This is a genomic window from Corynebacterium accolens, from assembly GCF_023520795.1.
In the GTDB taxonomy this organism is placed as follows: Bacteria; Actinomycetota; Actinomycetes; order Mycobacteriales; family Mycobacteriaceae; genus Corynebacterium; species Corynebacterium accolens.
In genome coordinates this window covers 1,383,474-1,405,196 of sequence record NZ_CP046605.1, presented here as the reverse complement: position 1 = coordinate 1,405,196, position 21,723 = coordinate 1,383,474, and the positions used below count along the sequence as shown (strand labels likewise).

Here is a 21,723-nt window from a genome sequence, read left to right as displayed (position 1 = left end):
GGATTCATTGTGGCAAAGGTTGAACCAGATTCCCCCGGAGTGGATGACCCAGGCGAGGGCCGCCGGTTAGCACTCGACGTGGGCACAGTGCGAATTGGCGTCGCGGCATCCAACCGCGAGGCCACCCTCGCTACCCCTGTGGAAACCGTTCCCAGGAAGACCGGCTTCAAAGACCGCGATCAAGAAGACATTGATCGAATTCTCGAGCTTATTGCGGCATATACCGCGGTAGAAGTCATTGTTGGTTTGCCGCGTGATTTACACGGAAATGGGTCAAAAAGTGTAAAACACGCGAAAGAAATTGCGTTTCGGATTCGACGCCGCTTGAATCAAGATGAAAATATAGATAAAGTTCCACCACCAGTACGCTTGGCTGATGAACGTTTGACGACGGTAGCGGCAACCACCGCGCTGCGCGCGTCCGGCGTGTCCGAAAAGAAGGGCAGAAAAATCATTGACCAAGCTGCAGCGGTGGAAATACTACAGTCCTGGCTGGATGGGCGTGCTAACGCGCTCCGCTCGGATGATGTAGTAGCCCAGCCTTCAAACTCAGGAGACTAAACACGTGAGCCGTAACCAACAACGCCTCGGGCGATCGATGGATGATAAGTACGTCAAGCGGCGCCAGCGCGGCATCGCCGTGGTGGTCGCATCCGTCATCGTTATTCTAGGAGCTCTGATCTACATCGGAGTACGCATCGGCACTTCTTCGGCCGACTACGAAGGGGCCGGTAACGGCACCACGCAATTGGTGGAGGTCCCAGAAGGGTCCTCCATGTCCGAGCTGGGTCCCACGCTCGTGGAAAAGAATGTGGTCAAGACCCAAGAGGCATTCGACTCTGCGGCATCGATGAACCACAGCGCCAGCCAGATTCAGCCTGGCTTCTACCGCCTGCAGGAAGAAATGAGTGCGGCGAATGCGGTAGAGGCATTGCTGGATGAAAACAACCGCGTGGACATGCTTGAGGTCCAAGGCGGTGCGACCCTGGAGGATGTCAAGGTCGTCGGTGGTGACGTGCGCTTTGGCATCTACTCCTTGATCTCCCAGGTCAGCTGCGATGACGGCAACTGCCTGGAGAAGGAAGAGCTGGAAAAGGCAGCGGCAGAAACCGATCCTAAGGAGCTCGGCGCACCCGACTGGGCACTGGACGCTATCAAGAAGCGTGGCAATGACCCGAAGCGTATTGAGGGCCTGATTGCCCCTGGCCAGTACGTTCTGGACCCGAATATGAGCGCCAAGGATATCCTGAAGGACCTCATTACCCGCTCCGCTAAGCGCTATGAGGAAACCGATATTGAAAATCGCGCCAAGGCCATTGGGCTTTCGCCGTACGAGCTTTTGACCTCTGCCTCCTTGGTGGAGCGCGAGGCACCTGCCGGCGAATTCGACAAGGTCGCCCGCGTTATCCTGAACCGCTTGGACGAGCCCATGCGCCTCGAGTTCGACTCCACCGTGAACTACGGTCTGGAGGATGTCGAGCTGGCCACCACCGATGAAGCGCGTGGTGAGAAGACGCCGTGGAATACCTACGCTAAGGAAGGCTTGCCGGATACCCCGATTTCCTCGCCGTCTGATGAGGCAATCCGCGCCATGGAAGAACCTGCCGATGGTAGCTGGAAGTTCTTCGTCACCGTGGATAAGGACGGCACCACCGTGTTCTCTGATACCTACGATGAGCACCTTGACCGCGTGGACGACGCCATCCGCTCCGGCGTCCTTGACTCTCAGCGCGAGGGCGAGGGAGCAGGCGCCGGCAACGGCGATGCCGCCTCGGATCAACCGGCTGAGTAGGCACTAGGCCGCAGCCAGAAAGGTAGACGCTCTCCATGCCGCGCGCCGCAGTACTCGGTAGCCCCATCGCGCACTCCTTATCGCCTATCCTGCACAACGCGGGGTATGCAGCTGTGGGGCTCAAGGAGTGGTCCTATACCCGCTTTGAGGTGACGGCCGATACCCTCGTTTCATTCTTGGAAGAATGCGGCACCGAGTACCACGGCTTTTCCGTGACTATGCCCGGTAAGTTCGCCGCGCTCGAGGTAGCAGAGGAACAAAGCGATAGGGCACGGCTTATCGGGTCCGCCAATACCTTGGTGCGCACCGAACATGGGTGGCGCGCGGATAATACCGATACCGAGGGCGTGCGCGGCGCCCTGCAAGAACTCATTGGGCTCCGCCCCGTGTCTCAGGCCCTTATCATCGGCGCGGGCGGAACTTCCCGCCCAGCGCTGTGGGCTCTGGCAGAACGCGGAATCGACCAAGTCACCATCTTGAACCGCTCGAACCGCCAAGCAGAACTCCAGCCCTTGGCCGAGCGGCTCGGGCTCAATTTGCAGTATGCCACCTTCGACGATGACCTCGAGGACCTTTCCCGCTCCGCGGATTTGATCATTTCCACCGTGCCTTCGGCTGCGTTAGAGGACTATCGCTTCCAGCTTGCCCACGCCCCAGTGCTCGATGTGATCTATCACCCGTGGCCCACGACGCTCGCCGCCTGCGCCGCCGCGAATGGCTACTTCACCGTGGGCGGGCACGTCATGCTGGCACATCAAGCATTTAGCCAATTCGAGCAATTCACTGGCCTTACCGCACCGCGCGAAGAGATGGTCGCGGCCCTGCAGGAAGAGCTTCGCCTGCGCAACCTCTAACCACGCTGGGAATACGCCCAACTGCGCCGCCTTGCCATGAAGAGGGGCAAGGCGGCGCTTAGCCTTATGCCATGGGTATTTTCGGGGGAATACTTTATGGCCTGTGGGCAGCCGCCTTGAGCTGGTGGGATATTCGCGAGCGGCGCTTACCCGATGCGCTGACCATCCCAGCAGGGGTTCTATCGTTCACTGTTGTTAATTGGGGCGGGTTATTCTGGCCGGTGCTGTACCTCCTAGTAGCACTGCGGGGCGCTGGCATCGGCGGGGGAGATATTAAATTGGCCTTTCCGCTCGGCATGCTCGTCGGTGCAACAGCAGGGCCCTTGGCCGTCCTCATCGCTTGTGGTGGCGCCGCTGTACTCACGTTGATCGCAAGCGGCATCGCGCGGGCCAAAGCTGGTGTGCCCCACGGGCCTTCGATGCTCGTGGCCGCTGGACTGGTCATGGCAGTGCATACCCTCTTTGAGGGGGAGGCGAATATATTGGGGTGCCTAGTTATTCCCTGTGGATAGGTGGCGTGCGATAATACCCGCATGCTTCGTTGGACTACCGCTGGTGAATCCCACGGCCAGGCACTGATCTCCATGCTGGAGCACATGCCGGCCGGAGTGCCCATTACCCGTGCTGATATTTCCCATCAGCTTGCGCGGCGCCGCCTAGGATATGGCCGCGGTGCGCGCATGAAGTTCGAAGCCGATGAGGTCACGCTACTGGGCGGCGTACGTCATGGGCTGACCATTGGTAGTCCCATTGCCATCATGATTGGCAATACCGAGTGGCCGAAGTGGACCACCGTCATGTCCGCAGATCCCATCGATATGGAGGATGAGGACGTAGCCAGGGCGATGAATTCGGGCCGTGGCGCGCCCTTGCAGCGCCCGCGGCCAGGCCACGCCGATTTCGCCGGCATGGTGAAATATAACCACAGCGAAGCCCGCCCCATCTTGGAGCGCTCTTCTGCGCGCGAGACCGCCGCGCGGGTTGCCGCCGCTACCGTAGCGCGGAACTTCCTGCGGGAAACGCTAGGCGTTGAAGTCTTCTCCCACGTGATTTCCATCGGCGCATCGCAGCCCTATACCGGCGCTTCCCCGAGTTTTGCGGATATTGAAGACATTGATAACTCTCCGGTGCGAGCCTTTGACAAGGACGCCGAGTCCGCGATGATTTCAGAGATCGAAGCCGCAAAGAAGCAGGGCGATACCTTAGGCGGAATCGTAGAGGTAATCGTCGATGGCCTACCCATTGGCTTAGGCTCACATATCTCCGGCGATGACCGCTTGGATGCACAACTTGCCGGCGCCTTGATGGGCATTCAGGCCATCAAGGGCGTAGAAATCGGCGATGGCTTTGAAGAGGCGCGTCGGCGCGGCTCCGAAGCCCACGATGAGATGGTCCGCACCGGGGCTGGTGTCACAAGGCTTAGCAACCGGGCCGGGGGCTTGGAAGGTGGCATGACCAACGGGCAGCAATTGCGTGTCCGTGCGGCTATGAAACCGATTTCCACGGTGCCGCGTGCCTTGCACACGATTGACATGGAAACAGGTGCGGATGCCACCGCAATTCACCAGCGTTCAGATGTTTGCGCCGTGCCGGCAGCAGGGGTTGTGGCTGAAGCCATGGTCTCCCTCGTGCTAGCGCGCGCAGTTTTAGATAAATTTGGCGGGGATAGTTTGAGCGAAACCTCCCGCGCCATTGCTGCATATGAAGAATACGTATCGCAGCGACTCGCCTTTAACCAGGAGTAAATGATGACAACGCCCACCGATGTAACGGGACAACCACATCCTTGCGTCGTTTTGATTGGCCCGCCCGGTGCGGGAAAATCCACGATTGGCCGCCGGCTTTCGCATGCGCTGAATTGCGATCTGGTGGATTCGGATCACCTGATCGAAATGGCCGAGGGAAAACCTTGCGGCGAGGTCTTTAGTGAGAAAGGCGAACCGGCATTTCGCGAGCTCGAGACCGAACATGTCGCTGAAGCCCTGCAGAAGGGTGGGGTAGTAAGCCTGGGCGGCGGCGCGGTGATGACGGCCTCCACGCGCGAGCTTCTGGAGCGCCACACCGTCGTCTTCCTCGATATTTCCGCAGAAGAAGGCGCGCGCCGCACGGCCGGCGATCGCAATCGCCCGGTGCTGGCCGCGGATAACCCGGTTGAACATTACCGGTCAATCGTGGAAACGCGCCGGCCTTTCTACCTGGAAGTAGCCGATTTTCGCGTGCGCACGGATACTCGCTCCCCGCAGCAGGTCGTGGGTGATATCCTGGGCTTTTTAGAAACCCTCTAGCCGGGAACCCCACCCGCATCCCCGCAGGTTATCGCTGCGTAGAAAGGACAACCCAATGCCTACCATCGCCGTTAACGGACCGAGCCCGTATGAGGTCCGCATTGGAGCGGGTCTCAGCGAAGATATCGCGCGGCGCTGCGCGGACACGGGTGCCGATAAGGCGGCGGTGATCTTCCAGCCTGCCCTGCGCACCGCCGCAGAAGAACTCGCGAAATCCGTAGAACTACAGGGCGTCGCCCCCGTCTTGTGCGAGGTGCCGGATGCTGAGGCGGCCAAGCAACTGAGCGTGGTGGGAGGCGTGTGGGACCGCCTTGGTGAGGCCGGCTTTAGCCGCAGCGATGTCGTCATTGGTGTAGGCGGCGGGGCAACCACGGACATGGCAGGCTTTGTCGCCGCCGGATGGATGCGCGGCATTAAGGTCATTCAGGTTCCTACGACCCTTCTCGCCATGGTTGATGCCGCGGTGGGCGGGAAAACCGGAATCAATACGAAGGCCGGGAAGAACCTCGTCGGCGCCTTCCACGAGCCGGACTCTGTATTCGTCGATCTGGAGCGCCTAGAGACCCTGCCGCAGGCGGAAATCGTGGCTGGTTCCGCGGAGATCATTAAGACCGGGTTCATCCATGATCCGGTCATCGTGGAACGCTACGTGGAAAATCCAGGTGCTTGCCTTGACCCGCACGGTGTCCTGCCCGATCTGATTGAGCGTTCCATCGCGGTGAAGGCAGCGGTGGTGGGAGAAGACCTCAAGGAAGCCGGGCTGCGCGAGACCCTCAATTATGGGCATACCTTTGGCCACGCCATAGAAAGGCAGGAAAACTACGCGTGGCGCCACGGCAATGCGGTCGCCGTAGGCATGATGTTCATCGCCCACCTTTCCCATCAGCGGGGCCTGATAGATGCGGACCTCGTGGAATTGCACCGCAGCATCCTGACCAATATCGGCCTGCCTACGACGTATCAACCAGGCAAATTCGCGGAACTATATGAGGCGATGACCCACGATAAGAAAAACCGCGACGGCAAGATTCGCTTCGTGGCGCTCACCGGAATCGGCGCGACGACGCGGATAGAGGGCCCGACGCGCGAAGAACTAGAAGCGGCGTATGCCGCTATCACGGAGTAGACATGAAAATCGTTGTTCTCAATGGCCCGAACTTAAATAGGTTGGGCAAGCGTCAACCGGACGTCTATGGTTCCACGACGCTGCGCGATGTCGAAGAGCTGGTGTCCGAACGTGCGGCGAAGCACGGGGCAGACATCGAGTTTTTCCAGTCGAATTTTGAAGGCGAGCTCATTGAGAAGGTCCACGAGGCCGCCGATGCCGGAAGTGCCGTCATCATTAACCCAGGTGGGCTGACGCATACCTCCGTCGCCCTGCGCGACGCCCTGGCAGAGATTGCCGATGGCGCCGGCTTCGTGGAGGTGCATATCTCCAACGTGCACGCCCGGGAAGAGTTTAGGCACCATTCTTATTTGAGCCCCATTGCCCGCGGCGTTATCGCCGGCTTGGGGGTCTTTGGATACTGCGCCGCGGTGGACTATCTGTGCCAATAATCACCGGCCAGATCCATGCCCCTCGGGCGCGGATGCAAAGAAGCCTTCGAACCTAGCCACCTGCGCTGTGGAAATAGTTATAGTGGAAGAATAAATTTTTCTAAGCTTCACTACGTTCCCCGCAAAGGATGATTTTATGGCACTTGCAGATACCCGTTTCAGCGATCGCCGCCGGAAGCTAGCCGCGGAATTAGCCGGTCAGCGCATTGATGCGGTATTGGTAACTCACTTGATCCACGTCCGGTACCTGTCCGGATTCTCCGGCTCCAACGGCGGGATGCTGCTGCGCAAGGATCTTTCCGCGCTTATGGCCACCGATGGCCGCTATACCACCCAGATTGCCCAGGAAGTCCCGGATCTTGAGGCGGTCGAGGGCCGTTCTGTGGGTAAGGTGCTCCTGCAGCAATTCGACAAGGATGAGACCCCGGTTCGCGTCGGCTTCGAAGCCGACTACATGTCCGTATCGGAACTGGAAGATCTGAAGGATTCCGCACCGAATGGGGTCACCTTGGTGCCCGTTACCGGAATCATCGAGGACATCCGCATCACGAAGGATGCTGTAGAACTGGAAAAGCTCGAGGAGATCGCGGCGCTTGCTAACCAGGCTTTGGAAGATCTTCTTGCCGCCGGCGAGTTGCGGGCGGGCCGCACGGAGCGCGAAGTTGCCGCCGATCTGGAATTCCGCATGCGCATCCTAGGCTCCGAGCGAGTGAGCTTCGATACCATCGTGGCCTCTGGCCCGAACTCCGCCATGCCGCACCACGGCGCGGACGATCGCGTGATCGAGGACGGGGACTTGGTCACCATCGACTTCGGCGCTCACCTGCGCGGATTTAACTCCGACTGCACCCGCACCTATGTCGTGGGCACGGCAAATGACTTTGCCAAGGAGATCTACGATCTGGTGCTGCGCGCCCAGCAGGCTGGCGTGGAGGCTGCGGTAGCGGGCACGTCGCTTTCCGATGTCGACGCCGCCTGCCGCAACGTTATCGCCGATGCCGGATACGGCGACTACTTCGTCCACTCCACCGGGCACGGCGTGGGCTTGGACGTGCACGAAGCACCCTTTGCCGCCACGACCGGTAAGGGTGAGCTGGCGCCAGGGATGACGCTGACCATCGAGCCGGGCGTGTATATGCCGGGCAAGGGCGGCGTACGCATCGAAGATACGCTGATTATCACCGATGGGGCCCCGAAGATCATTACCGCCGCCTCCAAGGACTTTACTGAGCTACCCGCATAGGTAGGCTTGGCCCCTGCGACTCCTCCCTTTCCGGGGAGGAGATTTAGGGGGGTACCGGTGGGCCAGCGGGTGCGGGCTATCCGGTAGGCTTATACTTTGCTTTCAACCTTTCAACCACAATATTCGGGAGTTTAACCGCAATGGCTGATACTACTGATTTCAAGAACGGACTCGTTCTCAAGATTGACAACAAGCTGATGCAGATCACCGAGTTTCAGCATGTGAAGCCGGGCAAGGGCCCAGCGTTCGTGCGCACCAAGCTCAAGGACGTTGTTTCCGGAAAGACCGTGGACAAGACCTGGAACGCGGGCGTCAAGGTAGAAACCGCCACGGTGGACCGTCGCGATATGACCTACCTGTACAACGACGGCACCAGCTATGTCGTCATGGATGAAAAGACCTTCGAGCAGTTTGAGCTTTCGCCGGATAAGTTCGGCGATGCCGCACGTTTCCTGCTGGAAAACATGCGCGTGCAGGTCTCCTTCTACGAGGATGAGGCATTGTTCGCGGAGCTTCCTATCTCCGTCGACCTCAAGGTAGAGCACACCGAGCCAGGCCTGCAGGGGGACCGTTCCTCCGGCGGCACCAAGCCCGCCACGCTGGAGACCGGCGCCGAGATTCAGGTCCCGCTGTTCATTGAAATCGGCAATGTACTAAAGATCGATACCCGCACCGGCGAGTACCTGTCCCGCGTCAACAACTAGGGCCTTATCTTGTCTGATAACACTGCTAAGCGGGATATCAATCATAAACGGCATACCGCGCGCTACCGGGCGCGCCGGCGCGCAGCGGATATCCTCTATGAAGCGGAGAACAGGGACGTTGATCCCGTTGCCATCGTTGAGGACCGCGTTGCCTTGGCGCGCGAGGATCGCCACGCGGTAGCGCCGATCGCGGATTACACCAAGGTCATCGTCCAAGGTGTCGCAGAAGAGCTAGACGCTATCGATGACACGATCTCGCGGTACCTTTCCCAGAACTGGGAGCTGCACCGGATCCCCGCCGTCGATCGCGCAATCTTGCGCCTTTCGGTCTGGGAGCTGTTGTTTAATCCGGACGTTCCCACCGCGACGGCCGTCGTTGAAGGCGTGGAGCTGGCCTCGCAGTATTCCCACGATCAAGCCGCACCGTATATCCACGCGGTCTTGGATGACGTCGCGCAATCTCGTTCTGAGTTGAGCCCGATGAATAGCGTCGGTCAAGAGGAAGAAAGCGACGACGCGGAAGCCGAGGATTCCCGGGAGGACTCTGAGCCTTCGGCGCACGCAGAGGCATCAGAAATGCCGAAGACGCCAGAGGAGTCTGGGGAAGCCTCCCCACGTGCGGAATCGGAAGAGGATAACTCCTAACCCATTCCCAGTTTCCTGAGTTCCCCGGCTTGCTTAGTTTAAGAAGCAATGAAGCTGGGGAACTGGTCATGTCTCCTGCAGCGAGTCGCCGCGGGAGCCAGCCCCGGTTCGCCCGCTCCACCCGCTCCACACCCTGGCGTTTGTACACTGTGTGTCATGGGTAAATTTAAGATCAAAGATGCGCTAGACCTGCGCGCCGGAAAAACCTTTCAGCTTGCAGATGTCGATCCCACGGCGACTCCAGGATTCGATGGCTCAAAGTCTGACTTAGCGGACCGCTTCGAACGCTACGACGATGAGCTCTATGATTTGCAGGAACGCCTCTTTGCTAATGGCAGGGCGCATAGCGATGACGCACCTTCGCTCTTAGTGGTCCTGCAAGGCATGGATACCTCCGGCAAGGGCGGGGCGATTCGTCACGTCTTTTCCGTCTTTGATCCGCAGGGTACTAAGACCGTGGGGTTTGGTAAGCCCACGGAAGAGGAAATGGAACACGATTTCCTGTGGCGCATCCGCAAACACGATCCGGTTCCTGGCCAAGTCGTGGCCTTTGACCGTTCCCACTACGAGGACGTGCTGATTCAACGCGTGCACGAGTGGGTGGATGAGGAAGAGATCGATCGTCGCTTCGAGGCGATTCGCGAATATGAACAAGAGCTCGCCGGAAAGCGGGTAAAGATCCTCAAGGTCTTTTTGCACATCTCGCCGGAGTTCCAAAAGGAAAACCTCATCGAGCGGACCGAGCGCGAGGATAAGTACTGGAAGTACGATCCTTCAGACCTTGAAGAGCGCGGCTATTGGGATAAATACATGGCCGCCTATGAAGATGCCATCCGCCGGACGGATGAACTCTGGGCACCATGGTTTGTTATCCCCACGGATAATAAGAAGTACGCGCGCATGGCCCTGAAATATCTCATCGTCGATGCACTGCGGCACCTTAACCTGTCGTGGCCCGCGCCCGAGTTCGATCCGGAGGCAGAAAAGCAGCGCATCCTCGATGCGGACTAAGCATTAGTCGCGGTGCTGAGAGCTTAAGGCAGGGCAAAGCGCCTAAAAATCCCCGCATCGCCGCCTCGCCGCAGCACGCGAGTGCGCGAGACGAGGCGAAGCAGGTGCGGGGAGAGGTGCCTAGAAAAATGGCGGCTTAGGCGTTTCCAGACGGCGTGGAGTTTTCCTCGCCGCCGTTGCCAGCCTTCGCAGCGGTTTCAGATCCGAGCTTGGCCATTTCCTCGGCGGCAGACACCATGGCGTCCTGGCCGTTGATAACGGCATCGACGGCCTTCTTCAAAGCGGTGGTGAGTTGCTCATCGGTCATTCCGGCGGCGGCGGGAATATCGCGCTCGGTGCGGACGACGAGCATATCGTCGTGCTCAGAAATAACTGCTCGCGCGCCGAATGCTACAGAGTTGATCTGGTTGGCGGCGAGGAAGAGTCCGGCATCGGCCTTGGAGAACGAGGCATCGGTTGGCACATCGCAGCGCACGATGACAACGGAATCCAGGACCGCAAACATGGTGGGCAGGCCATTGAGGTTGGCGGTGGCGGCGTCAATTTCGCCTTCCACCTTGGTCAGCTCAATATCGAAGGTGCCCATGGCAGCTACGACGCGGTCTAGATCGACCTCGGGCAAATTGTTTTCGGTAGATGCGGTGGATGCATTAGTCATGGTTATGCTCCTCCCAGGTGACAAGCTGTGGGTAGTGCTCTTCAACAAAAGCCATGGACTGCAGCATGGAGTCCAAGGTGGACATCACGAAGGCACCGATCTGGTTGCGGGACAGGCCATGGGAAATGTTGATTTCGCGCACGCCGGAGACAGCCAGATTATTTTCGGCCGATTCAAAAAAGCGCAGGGTGGGCGCGAAGTGCTGCTGGTTCCACTTATTGAGGACCATGAGCAGTTGCGGGCCTTCCGAGGCTGGGGCGTTGCCGCGCCAGACGGAGTCTGCCACGAGGACATCGTCACGCACTTGCAGGGCAATGGCGATATTGGAAAAGCCGGTGCGCAGGATCTTTACCGTCTCGCCTTCGCCGACGGTCTGTTCTTCTACGCGGTACTCGAGCTTTTCGGAGTCAAAAATTTCACCGATGCGCTCGAGGGTGACATCCTCAATGGGCGTATCGGGATACAGGGTTGGTTCTTCAGACACGTAAGTAGTCTCAATCCATGTACTAATCGGGGATAATGGTCAACCCTGCCTAGTTTACCTAACTCATAGCGCTCCTACGGCGACTCCCACAGGCTTTCGCCGCCGAGTTCGTGCGCCAAGGCTGCGTCGATGGTGGGGTAGCGGAAGGTATGGCCTATATCTTCCAGCACCTGTGGCTTGACGCGCTGGTCGGCCAATGCGAGTTCTTGCGCGCCTTGCTTGCCCAGGAGCAAAGCGGGGCCGAATTGGGGGATCGGCAGAATGGTGGGGCGGTGCAATTCGGAGCCCAAGGCAGATACGAAGTCCTTATTGAGCACCGGGTTTGGCGATGCCCCATTGACCGCCCCCGCAAGCTTCTCATCCACGATGGCGCGGATATAGGCATCGGTGAGATCGTCTAGTGCTACCCAGCTGTACCAAAAGTTGCCGTCACCAAAGGCGCCGCCAAGCCCTGTGGAAAACAGCGCGCGCAACAGCGGTAGCAGGCCGGAATTGCCGGACATCACGATGCCGGTGCGGATATTGACCACGCGCTTCCCGGCCTCGCGGGCGGGGTCGCAGGCTTTCTCCCAGTCCACTGCGACATCGGTAAGAAAGCCCTCGCCGCGCTCGGCGTCCTCGGTTAGCAGCTCATCGCCGCGCTCAGACCCGTAGAAGCCGATGGCAGAGGCGCACACCATGGCCTGCACGGAATCGGTGGTGGACACTAGGCGGGCGAGGTTTTCGGTGGGGCCCACGCGGGAGTCGCGGATATCGGACTTATGGCTGTCATTAAAGCGCCCAAAGATGGGTTCGCCCGCCAGGTGTACGAGGACGTCGACGCCCTCGAGGAGATCGGGCCGCGGGTGGTGTGGGCGCCACTCGCGCTGGCCTGCCTCCGCCGCGCCGCGCACGAGAGGGATCACGGTGTGGCCCAGGGTTTGTAGCTGTGCGGTCAAGGCGCTGCCCACACTGCCGTGCGAGCCAGTTACAGCGACGGTCAAAGGCTTGTGGCCAAGTTGGCTTTCGCGCAAGCGGTTTTCAAAGGAAATATCCTCGATTAGTTGGTGCTGACGGTAGGCGAAAACCGAGTTGAGGGCCACAGCGGGGATACGGGTATCTACCTCGTCTGTAATCAGCGTTCCGTCTGGGTGATCGGCAAACCGGTGCGTATGGCGCCACTTGGCAAATTTGCGGATGGGTGCGTTGACGCAGACATCGCTGAAACTATACCCGGCTTGGTAGCGCGCAAGGTCGTGCTGGGCCGTCCATTGCAAACCGCCGGGAAGGGCGAGCAGGGAGGTACCATCGCCCAGATCGGTAGCCTGCTGCACCGGCTTCATAAAGGCAAAAGGCGCGTTCAGGCGCGTCAGCGCCCCTGGCCGGGTGTGCCATTGCCAAACATGTTCGCGGGCGGCTGGGACTACGTGCTGTGCAGAGAAACTCACTGCGTGATGCACCTCTTTCGACTGAGCCTCACCCACGCGGTGGGTAAGGTGCTAAGGTAATACGTGTCTATCAGCATAGACGTCTACAAGTTCATTGACAGGCATCCTTTAAGGACCGCATCGTGAGGCGGGGAAGGAGGTCACGATGAGTGGAACTGACGTGAACGCGAACCAGTTGGAGCTTTTAAGCTCCGATGATGTCTCGCGTACCGTTGCACGCATCGCGCACCAGATTATTGAAAAGACGGCGCTCGATTCCGCGGAGGCCCCGCGGGTCATTTTGCTGGGCATCCCCTCAGGCGGAGTGCCCCTAGCGGAGCGCCTCGCGCAGAAGATACACGAGTTTTCCGGGGTCCCCGTTCCATGGGGCTCGCTCGACATCACGTTGTACAGAGACGATTTACGCAATTTCCCGCACCGCGCCCTGCAACCGACCTCCATTCCAGACGGTGGAATAGATAACGCCACCGTCATCTTGGTCGATGATGTCCTCTATTCCGGCCGCACCATCCGCGCCGCCCTCGATGCGGTGGGCGATGTTGGCAGGCCTTCGATTATCCAGTTGGCCGTATTGGTGGACCGCGGGCACCGCGAGGTCCCCATCCGCGCCGATTATGTGGGCAAGAACCTGCCCACGGCGCGGGAAGAAGATGTCTCCGTATATATCCAAGACATCGATGGCCGCGATGCCGTAGTCCTCACCCGCTCTACGTCCGCGGGCGATGCCGCGCAGATAAGGGGAACGCACTCATGAAACACCTCATCGATAGCGCGGAACTATCCCGCGCAGAAATCATCGGCCTGCTGGATGAGGCCGATCGCTTCCGCGAGGCGCTCGATGGCCGCGAGGTCAAAAAACTGCCGACGCTGCGCGGGCGCACGATTTATACACTCTTCTACGAAAACTCCACGCGTACGCGCTCGTCTTTTGAAACGGCCGGCAAGTGGATGTCCGCTGATGTTATCAACCTCTCGGCGTCGACCTCCTCTGTGAAAAAGGGCGAATCCCTCAAAGATACGGGCCTGACGCTGGCGGCCATCGGTGCCGATGCCATCATCATGCGCCACCCGTCCTCCGGCGCGCCGCAGCAGCTGGCCCAGTGGGTGGACCCGGATGGAAACGGCCCTGCCGTCATCAACGCCGGCGACGGTGCGCACCAGCACCCGACGCAGGCCTTGCTCGATGCCGTCACGATGCGCCAGCGCCTGGGCCTGCGCGGCGATAATGGCTTTGAGGGCCTGAAGGTAAAGATTGTGGGCGATTGCCTGCACTCGCGCGTGGTGCGCTCAAACGTGGATCTCCTGCACACCTTGGGCGCGGAGGTCACCCTCGTGGGGCCTGCGACCTTGATGCCGTGGGGCGTGGACAAGTGGCCGGTGCGCGTGTCCTATGACTTTGATGCAGAGCTTGCAGATGCCGATGTCGTGATGATGCTGCGCGTGCAGCAAGAGCGCATGGACGGTGGCTTCTTCCCCTCCCACCGCGAGTACGCGCAGCTCTTTGGGCTATCGCAGCAGCGCGCTGCGGCGCTGCACAAGGATGCCATCGTCATGCACCCAGGTCCCATGCTGCGCGGCATGGAGATTAACTACGCCGTGGCCGATATGGATAAAACCACGGTATTGCAGCAGGTCAACAACGGTGTCCACATGCGCATGGCAGTGCTTTTTACGCTGCTGACCAATGGCGATAATGCCGGGATTTAATTCGGGCAGAGCATAAGCCACGTAAAAGGGAGAGAAAATGACTACGTACCCAGCTACCGGCCGGCTTTCCGCACCGGCCGAGAACCCACTACTGATTAAAAATATTCGCCCGTACGGGGAAGGCGAGCCCACCAACGTCCTCATCCGCGGTGGGGTTATTGACGCCATCGGCCCCGAGGTGCAAGCGGAGGACGCCGAAACCATCGACGGCGGCGGCAACGTGCTGCTGCCAGGCCTGGTTGATATGCACGTGCACCTGCGCGAGCCAGGTCGTGAGGACACCGAGACCATCGAGTCCGGTTCCAAGGCCGCGGCCAAGGGCGGGTTTACCGCGGTCTTTACCATGGCCAATACCACGCCGGTCACGGACCAGCCCATCATCGCCGAATCCGTGTGGGCGAAGTCCCAGGCACTGGGGCTGTGCGATGTCCACCCGGTCGGCTCCATCACCAAGGGCTTAGAAGGCAAGTCCTTAACGGAGTTCGGCATGATGGCGCGCAGCGATGCCAAGGTGCGCATGTTTTCTGATGACGGCAAGTGCGTGCAAACCCCCCAGCTCATGCGCCGCGCGCTGGAATACGCCAAGGGCATGGACGTGCTACTGGCCCAGCACGCCGAGGATGACCGCATGACCGGCGGATCGTCTGCCCACGAGGGCGAAAACGCCGCGCGGTTGGGCCTGCGCGGCTGGCCGCGCGTAGCGGAGGAATCCATCGTTGCCCGCGACGCCCTGCTGGCCCGTGATTACGGCAACCGCGTACACATCTGCCACGCCTCCACGCAGGGCACGGTGGAGCTCCTGCAGTGGGCAAAGGAGCACGATATCCCGCTTACCGCAGAGGTCACCCCGCACCACCTTCTTATGACCGATGACAAGCTGCGCACCTATGACGGCCTCTTCCGCGTGAACCCGCCGCTGCGCGAACAGCGCGATACGGAGGCGCTGCGCCAGGCGCTTCTGGACGGCACCATTGACTGCGTCGCCACCGACCACGCGCCGCACGGCTCCGAAGACAAGTGCGTGGAATTCGAAAACGCGCGCCCCGGCATGCTGGGGCTGGAGTCCTCGCTGGCGGTCATCGCCAAGCTCTTTGTGGAAACCGGCCTGGCGGACTGGCGCTTTATCGCCCGCGTCATGTCCGAGCGCCCCGCCGAAATCACGCGCCTCCCAGGCCACGGTCGCCCCTTGGAAGTGGGGGAGCCTGCCAACCTGACCATCGTTGACCCACAACACCACTGGGTATCCGATTCCGCGCAGCTTGCATCCAAGTCCCAGAACAACCCCTATGCGGGCGAGGAATTTGGTGCGCGAGTTACCCACACCATCTTGCGCGGCTCGGTAACGTTCGATCTGAACGCCGCTACCCATGACTAACCTTGCACGCAGCACCCAATCAAGGCACAGAAAGGCCACGACGTGACTGATAAAACCCCAGCAATCCTCGTCCTTGCGGATGGGCGTACCTTCCGTGGCTACGGCTTCGGCGCTACCGGCACCACCCTCGGTGAGGCCGTATTTACCACCGCGATGACCGGTTACCAGGAAACGATGACGGATCCGTCCTACCACCGCCAGATCGTCGTCTCCGCAGCCCCGCACATTGGCAATACTGGCTGGAACGATGAGGACAACGAGTCCCACGGCAATAATATCTGGGTCGCAGGCCTTGTTATCCGCGATCTGTCCCGCCGCGTATCTAGCTGGCGTGCAGAGCGCAGCTTGAGCGAGGAAATGCAGGCCCAAGGTGTCATCGGCATCCGCGGGATTGATACCCGCACCCTGGTGCGCCACCTGCGCAACTACGGTTCCATCTCCGCGGGTCTCTTCTCCGGAGAGGCCGCCACCCGGCCTGTGGAGGAACTCCTTGAGCAGGTAAAGAGCCAGTCCTCCATGGAGGGCGCGGACCTTGCCGCCGAGGTATCCACCGATAAGCCCTATGTTGTTGAGGCCCAAGGAGAAAAGAAGCACACCATCGTCGCCTTTGACATGGGCGTGAAATCCGCAACGCCGCGCTACCTTTCCCAGCGCGGCATCGAGACCATCGTGGTGCCGTCTACCACCACCTTTGCAGAAGTCCAGTCCTATAACCCGGACGGCGTCTTCGTCTCCAACGGTCCGGGTGACCCGGCTACTGCCGATGACACCGTTGCCACCATCAAAAAGGTGCTCGCGGCGAAAATCCCGTTCTTTGGCATCTGCTTTGGCAACCAGCTGCTCGGGCGCGCGCTGGGCCTAGATACCTACAAGATGAAATTCGGCCACCGCGGCATCAACGTCCCGGTGCGCAACCTGCTGACCGGCAAGATCGATATCACCTCCCAAAACCACGGCTTCGCACTCCAAGCGCCAGATAACTACGACCTAGCCGATAAGGACGCCGAATTCGACTCGGACTTCGGACCGGCCCACATCACGCATATCTGCTTGAACGATGACACGGTTGAGGGCGTCGCCTTGCGCAATGGCATGGCCTTCTCGGTGCAGTACCACCCGGAATCCGCCGCCGGCCCGCACGATGCCAACCCGCTCTTTGATCAATTCTTAGAGCTCATGGCCAACCACACCCCGAATAAGTAGTCACCCAGGAAAAGGAAGAAATATTATGCCAAAGCGCACTGACATTAATCACGTCCTGGTCATCGGCTCCGGGCCCATCGTCATCGGCCAGGCCTGCGAGTTCGACTACTCCGGAACCCAGGCCTGCCGCGTCCTCAAGGACGAAGGCCTGCGCGTGACCCTGGTGAACTCGAACCCGGCCACCATCATGACCGACCCAGAGTTCGCAGACCACACCTACGTCGAACCCATCGAGCCGGAATACATCGAAAAGATCCTGGTCAAGGAGAGCGAGGAAGGCCACCCCATCGACGCCGTGCTGGCTACCTTGGGTGGGCAAACCGCGCTGAACGCCGCGGTGCAGCTGGACCGTCAGGGCATTTTGGATAAGTACGATATCGAGCTCATCGGCGCCGATATCGATGCCATCGAGCGCGGCGAGGACCGCCAGAAGTTTAAGGACATCGTGGCCTCGGTAGGCGGGGAATCCGCCCGCTCGGCGGTATGCCACAACATGGATGAGGTCCACGAGACCGTCGACAAGCTGGGCCTGCCCGTCGTGGTGCGCCCGTCCTTTACCATGGGTGGCCTGGGTTCCGGCCTGGCCTTTAATAACGAGGACCTAGATCGCATCGCCGGCGGCGGGCTTGCGGCCTCGCCTGAGGCTAACGTGCTCATCGAGGAATCCATCCTCGGCTGGAAAGAATTCGAGCTTGAGCTCATGCGCGATGGCGATGACAACGTGGTCGTCGTTGCCTCCATCGAAAACGTTGATGCCCTGGGGGTGCACACCGGTGATTCCGTGACCGTGGCGCCGGCGCTGACGCTGACGGACCGCGAGTTCCAGAAGATGCGTGATCTGGGCATCGACATCATCCGCGAGGTGGGTGTTGATACCGGCGGCTGCAATATCCAGTTCGCCTTGAACCCGGATGATGGCCGCATCATCGTCATCGAGATGAACCCGCGCGTATCCCGCTCCTCGGCGCTGGCCTCCAAGGCCACGGGTTTCCCCATTGCCAAGCTGGCCGCGAAATTGGCCATCGGCTACACCTTGGATGAGGTGCAAAATGACATCACCGGCGAAACCCAGGCGGCGTTCGAGCCGACCTTGGACTATGTCATTGTCAAGGCGCCCCGCTTTGCCTTCGAGAAATTCCCCGGCGCCGATGACACCTTGACCACCACGATGAAATCGGTGGGCGAGGCCATGGGCATCGGCCGCAACTACATCTCCGGCCTGAATAAAGTCATGCGCTCGCTGGAAAACAAGCCCAACGGGTTCTGGACCAAGCCGGATGAGTACTTTGCGGGCGAGCGCGCCACCGACGTGCAGGCGGTGCTCAAGGATCTCGAGCGCCCCACCGAGGGCCGCATGTACGATATCGAGCTGGCCCTGCGCCTCGGTGCTACGGTCGACGAGGTCCACGAGGCCTCCGGCGTGGACCCATGGTTCATTGCGGAGCTCGAGGGCCTGGTGGAATTCCGCCAGGAGCTTGTCGATGCCCCCGTGCTCACCGAGCAGCTCCTGCGCGAGGCCAAGGTCTTTGGGCTTTCCGATGCCCAAATTGCCGCCCTGCGCCCCGAGTTCAACGGCGAGGATGGCGTGCGCAGCCTGCGCTGGCGCATGGGCATTCGCCCCGTCTTCAAGACCGTCGATACGTGCGCCGGCGAGTTCGAGGCGCAAACGCCGTACCACTACAGCTCTTATGAGTTGGACCCCGATGCCGAAACCGAGGTGCACCCAGCACCGGAAGGCTCGAAGGGCAAGGTCATCATCTTGGGCTCTGGCCCGAACCGCATTGGCCAGGGCATCGAATTCGACTACTCCTGCGTGCACGCCGCCCTTGAGCTTTCCCGCAAGGGATATGAGACCGTGATGGTCAACTGCAACCCAGAGACGGTATCGACCGACTATGACACCGCTGACCGCCTGTACTTCGAGCCGCTGACCTTCGAAGACGTCATGGAGGTCTACCACGCAGAGGCAGCCTCCGGCGAGGTTGCCGGCGTGCTGGTGCAGCTGGGCGGCCAAACCCCGCTGGGCCTGGCAGAGCGCCTCGACGCCGCCGGCGTACCGGTGGTGGGCACCAGCCCTGCGGCCATTGACTCCGCCGAGGACCGCGGCGAATTCGGCAAGGTCCTCGATGAGGCAGAGCTGGCAGCGCCATCGTATGGCACCGCAACCTCCTTCGAGGAGGCTCGGAAGGTCGCGGCCTCCATCGGCTACCCGGTTCTGGTTCGCCCTTCCTACGTATTGGGCGGCAGCGGCATGGAAATCGTCTACGATGAGCAGTCGCTGGAGAACTATATCGAGCGCGCCACCGAGCTCTCCCCAGACCACCCGGTCTTGGTGGACCGCTTCTTGGACTCGGCCATCGAGATCGATGTCGACGCCCTGTGCGACGGCAACGAGGTCTACTTGGGCGGCGTGATGGAGCACATCGAGGAAGCCGGCGTTCACTCCGGCGACTCCTCGTGCGCCCTGCCGCCGATGACGCTGGGGCCAGAGGACATCGACAAGGTGCGCGAGTCCACGCGCCGCTTGGCCGAGGGCATTGGCGTGAAGGGCCTGATGAACGTCCAGTTCGCCTTGAAGGACGATATCCTTTATGTCATCGAGGCCAATCCGCGCGCCTCGCGCACCGTTCCGTTCGTGTCCAAGGCGACCGGTGTGCCGCTGGCTAAGGCTGCCGCCCGCATCATGATGGGATCCACCATCGCGGAACTGCGGGAAGAAGGACTTATCCCATCGGTCTACGATGGTGGTTCCTTGCCGCTCGATCATCCGATTGCGGTCAAGGAAGCGGTCTTGCCATTCGAGCGCTTCCGCCGGCCAGACGGTAGCTTGCTGGATACCCTGTTGTCGCCAGAGATGAAGTCCACCGGCGAGGTTATGGGGCTGGCCACCAACTTTGGTGCGGCCTATGCCAAGGGCGAAATCGCCGCCTTCGCCGTGCCGCCCACGGAAGGAACCATCTTCGTCTCCGTGGCCAACCGGGATAAGCGCACCCTGATTTTCCCCATCCAGCGCTTGGCGCGCATGGGATACAACATCGTCGCCACCGCCGGTACCGCGCAGATGCTGCGCCGCAACGGCATCGAGTGCGAGGTTGCCGTCAAGGTCTCTGAGGCCAAGGAGGGCGAAGAGTCCATCGTGGACAAGATTTTCAACGGCGAGATTGACTGGATTCTCAATACCCCAGCAGGCTCTGCCGGTGCGCGCCACGATGGCTACGATATCCGCGCCGCAGCGGTGCACATGGGCCTGCCGCTCGTCACGGTGGTCCAGGGCATTACGGCGGCGGTGCAGGGCATCGAGGCCCTGCGCCAGGGTGATTTGCAGGTTCGCGCACTTCAGGAGCTTGAGCATGAACCACGCAACTAAATCCTTTGGCCAGCGCCTGGAAGACGCCGGCCGCGAGCGCGGGCGCCTCTGCGTAGGCATCGATCCGCACCCGTACCTTTTAGAGAAGTGGGGGCTGGATAATTCCCCGGAGGGCCTGCGTACTTTCAGCTTGCGCTGCGTCGAGGCCTTTGCGGATTCCGCCGCTTTGGTAAAGCCGCAGGTGGCCTTCTTCGAACGCTTCGGTGCCGCAGGCTTTGCGGTCTTGGAAGAAACGCTGGCCGGCCTGCGCGAGGCAGGGTGCCTGACCGTGGCGGATGCCAAGCGCGGCGATATCGGCTCCACCATGGAAGGCTATGGCGATGCCTGGCTAGGCGGTACCTCGCCGCTGCGCGCTGACTCGGTGACCTTATCGCCGTACCTCGGCGTTGGGGCGCTGGGCGCGGCCATTGCCACAGCACTAGAAAACAACCGCGGCGTCTTCGTCTTGGCCGCAACCTCTAATCCGGAGGCGCGCGCCATTCAAGCGGTTCCTGCGGGGACTGCCGACTCGATTGCCCAGGCGGTCATCGATGAGTGCGCCGCCTTTAATGCCTCAGCGCGTGAGGCTGGTGTTGCTGGAAGCGTCGGCGTTGTGGTGGGTGCGACCGTCGAGGACCCACCCCGCTTGGACGCGCTTAATGGGCCGGTGCTGCTTCCCGGCGTCGGCGCCCAAGGGGCAGGTCCCGCGCAGGTGCACTCCATTGTGTCTGCGTGCCCGCAGCTTGGGTTCGCCAACGTCTCCCGTGCCGTCTTGCAACGCGGCCCCCAGGTCGATGACCTGCGCAAAGCGGTGATCGATACCGCAGACCAATTCCGGGATTAGGACACGCGGCGGGGCCAATTAACGGCCGCGCCGTTTACCTGGTATTTTGGTCTAGGCATGTGCGTTGACGTGCTAAAACGAGCGGCCCATCTGGGTCGCCTATCGTCATCGTGTCACTAGCGGTGCTAGGATAATCAGAAGTCGGTGTGCTCGAAGGTTCAGGGTAACTTTCCGCGGTATTTCCATCGCGTTTGGCAACCGGAATCTGGTACCAAGTATCAGAAGTAATAGAAGCAATCTAATGAATCGGAGGAAACTCGTGGCCCTTCCAAAGTTGACTGATGAGCAGCGTAAGGAAGCTCTCGCAAAGGCCGCTGAGGCCCGCAAGGCTCGCGCTGAGCTCAAGGCTGCGCTTAAGCGCGGCGAGACCGACCTGAAGGACGTGCTGGAAAAGGCTGAGACCGATGAGATCATCGGCAAGACCAAGGTTTCCGCACTCCTCGAGGCTCTGCCTAAGGTTGGCAAGGTCAAGGCCAAGGAAATCATGGAAGATCTGGAGATTGCGCAGACCCGTCGCCTGCGCGGTCTGGGTGAGCGCCAGCGTCGTGCTCTGCTTGAGCGCTTCGGTTACGACGACGAATAATCACG

Annotated in this window: 22 protein-coding genes; 19 read left to right on the top strand and 3 right to left on the bottom strand. The window is 60.5% G+C overall.

What is annotated here, in order from left to right; translation table 11 throughout:
- The first annotated feature begins 9 nt into the window (after nucleotides 1–9).
- The 12 genes from ruvX (at nucleotide 10) to CACC_RS06670 (ending at nucleotide 10,091) form a co-directional block, all read left to right on the top strand.
- Nucleotides 10–561, top strand: coding sequence for a Holliday junction resolvase RuvX (gene ruvX, locus CACC_RS06725; RefSeq protein WP_035108461.1), 552 nt, complete (start codon nucleotides 10–12; stop codon nucleotides 559–561).
- Between the two features lie 37 nt (nucleotides 562–598).
- Nucleotides 599–1,792, top strand: a complete 1,194-nt coding sequence (mltG, locus tag CACC_RS06720) for an endolytic transglycosylase MltG (protein WP_005279040.1) — start codon at nucleotides 599–601, stop codon at nucleotides 1,790–1,792.
- 35 nt (nucleotides 1,793–1,827) lie between these two features.
- Nucleotides 1,828–2,646, top strand: coding sequence for a shikimate dehydrogenase (locus CACC_RS06715; RefSeq protein ID WP_005279042.1), 819 nt, complete (start codon nucleotides 1,828–1,830; stop codon nucleotides 2,644–2,646).
- A gap of 71 nt (nucleotides 2,647–2,717) precedes the next feature.
- On the top strand, nucleotides 2,718–3,158 hold the full coding sequence (locus tag CACC_RS06710) for a prepilin peptidase (RefSeq protein WP_005279044.1): 441 nt from the start codon (nucleotides 2,718–2,720) through the stop codon (nucleotides 3,156–3,158).
- Nucleotides 3,159–3,179: 21 nt separating this feature from the next.
- A complete protein-coding gene (gene aroC / locus CACC_RS06705) occupies nucleotides 3,180–4,391 on the top strand; it encodes a chorismate synthase (RefSeq protein ID WP_005279045.1) in 1,212 nt (403 codons plus the stop codon).
- Nucleotides 4,392–4,931 carry a shikimate kinase gene (locus CACC_RS06700; RefSeq protein ID WP_005279046.1) on the top strand — a complete coding sequence of 180 codons (540 nt, stop codon included), beginning with the start codon at nucleotides 4,392–4,394 and terminating at the stop codon, nucleotides 4,929–4,931. It begins immediately after the preceding gene.
- Between the two features lie 55 nt (nucleotides 4,932–4,986).
- A complete protein-coding gene (aroB, locus tag CACC_RS06695; RefSeq protein WP_005279047.1) occupies nucleotides 4,987–6,057 on the top strand; it encodes a 3-dehydroquinate synthase in 1,071 nt (356 codons plus the stop codon).
- A gap of 2 nt (nucleotides 6,058–6,059) precedes the next feature.
- Nucleotides 6,060–6,488, top strand: coding sequence for a type II 3-dehydroquinate dehydratase (gene aroQ, locus CACC_RS06690; RefSeq protein ID WP_005279048.1), 429 nt, complete (start codon nucleotides 6,060–6,062; stop codon nucleotides 6,486–6,488).
- Nucleotides 6,489–6,624: 136 nt separating this feature from the next.
- On the top strand, nucleotides 6,625–7,731 hold the full coding sequence (locus CACC_RS06685) for an aminopeptidase P family protein (RefSeq protein ID WP_005279049.1): 1,107 nt from the start codon (nucleotides 6,625–6,627) through the stop codon (nucleotides 7,729–7,731).
- A gap of 140 nt (nucleotides 7,732–7,871) precedes the next feature.
- Entirely contained in the window at nucleotides 7,872–8,435 is a 564-nt protein-coding gene (efp, locus tag CACC_RS06680; protein WP_005279050.1) for an elongation factor P, read from the top strand.
- A 9-nt stretch (nucleotides 8,436–8,444) separates the two neighbouring features.
- Nucleotides 8,445–9,080, top strand: a complete 636-nt coding sequence (nusB, locus tag CACC_RS06675) for a transcription antitermination factor NusB (protein ID WP_005279051.1) — start codon at nucleotides 8,445–8,447, stop codon at nucleotides 9,078–9,080.
- Nucleotides 9,081–9,236: 156 nt separating this feature from the next.
- Nucleotides 9,237–10,091, top strand: coding sequence for a PPK2 family polyphosphate kinase (locus tag CACC_RS06670; protein ID WP_005279052.1), 855 nt, complete (start codon nucleotides 9,237–9,239; stop codon nucleotides 10,089–10,091).
- 136 nt (nucleotides 10,092–10,227) lie between these two features.
- Here the strand turns inward: CACC_RS06670 and CACC_RS06665 are convergent, their stop codons facing one another.
- From CACC_RS06665 to CACC_RS06655, 3 genes are all read right to left on the bottom strand, one after another.
- The gene (locus tag CACC_RS06665) at nucleotides 10,228–10,749 is read right to left on the bottom strand and encodes a YbjN domain-containing protein (RefSeq protein WP_005279053.1); all 522 of its coding nucleotides are present in this window, start codon (nucleotides 10,747–10,749) and stop codon (nucleotides 10,228–10,230) included.
- Nucleotides 10,742–11,233 (bottom strand): YbjN domain-containing protein, encoded by a 492-nt coding sequence (locus CACC_RS06660; protein ID WP_005279056.1) that lies wholly within the window; start codon nucleotides 11,231–11,233, stop codon nucleotides 10,742–10,744. Before CACC_RS06660 ends, CACC_RS06665 begins: the two co-directional genes overlap by 8 nt.
- Nucleotides 11,234–11,307: 74 nt before the next feature.
- Nucleotides 11,308–12,660 carry a TIGR01777 family oxidoreductase gene (locus tag CACC_RS06655; RefSeq protein ID WP_005279058.1) on the bottom strand — a complete coding sequence of 451 codons (1,353 nt, stop codon included), beginning with the start codon at nucleotides 12,658–12,660 and terminating at the stop codon, nucleotides 11,308–11,310.
- 145 nt (nucleotides 12,661–12,805) lie between these two features.
- On the opposite strand from CACC_RS06655, the gene pyrR reads away from it, so the two are divergent.
- The 7 genes from pyrR to mihF all read left to right on the top strand — a co-directional run bounded on the left by pyrR (nucleotide 12,806) and on the right by mihF (nucleotide 21,718).
- Entirely contained in the window at nucleotides 12,806–13,414 is a 609-nt protein-coding gene (gene pyrR, locus CACC_RS06650) for a bifunctional pyr operon transcriptional regulator/uracil phosphoribosyltransferase PyrR (protein WP_005279060.1), read from the top strand.
- The gene (locus tag CACC_RS06645) at nucleotides 13,411–14,367 is read left to right on the top strand and encodes an aspartate carbamoyltransferase catalytic subunit (protein WP_005279061.1); all 957 of its coding nucleotides are present in this window, start codon (nucleotides 13,411–13,413) and stop codon (nucleotides 14,365–14,367) included. Before pyrR ends, CACC_RS06645 begins: the two co-directional genes overlap by 4 nt.
- A 37-nt stretch (nucleotides 14,368–14,404) precedes the next feature.
- Nucleotides 14,405–15,742, top strand: coding sequence for a dihydroorotase (locus CACC_RS06640; RefSeq protein WP_005279063.1), 1,338 nt, complete (start codon nucleotides 14,405–14,407; stop codon nucleotides 15,740–15,742).
- Between the two features lie 42 nt (nucleotides 15,743–15,784).
- Nucleotides 15,785–16,945, top strand: a complete 1,161-nt coding sequence (gene carA / locus CACC_RS06635; RefSeq protein WP_005279065.1) for a glutamine-hydrolyzing carbamoyl-phosphate synthase small subunit — start codon at nucleotides 15,785–15,787, stop codon at nucleotides 16,943–16,945.
- 25 nt (nucleotides 16,946–16,970) lie between these two features.
- Nucleotides 16,971–20,312: a carbamoyl-phosphate synthase large subunit gene (gene carB / locus CACC_RS06630; protein ID WP_005279067.1), complete on the top strand. Its 3,342-nt coding sequence runs from the start codon at nucleotides 16,971–16,973 to the stop codon at nucleotides 20,310–20,312.
- Entirely contained in the window at nucleotides 20,296–21,135 is an 840-nt protein-coding gene (pyrF, locus tag CACC_RS06625) for an orotidine-5'-phosphate decarboxylase (protein ID WP_005279069.1), read from the top strand. Before carB ends, pyrF begins: the two co-directional genes overlap by 17 nt.
- A gap of 259 nt (nucleotides 21,136–21,394) precedes the next feature.
- On the top strand, nucleotides 21,395–21,718 hold the full coding sequence (gene mihF / locus CACC_RS06620; RefSeq protein WP_023017443.1) for an integration host factor, actinobacterial type: 324 nt from the start codon (nucleotides 21,395–21,397) through the stop codon (nucleotides 21,716–21,718).
- Nucleotides 21,719–21,723 lie beyond the last annotated feature (5 nt).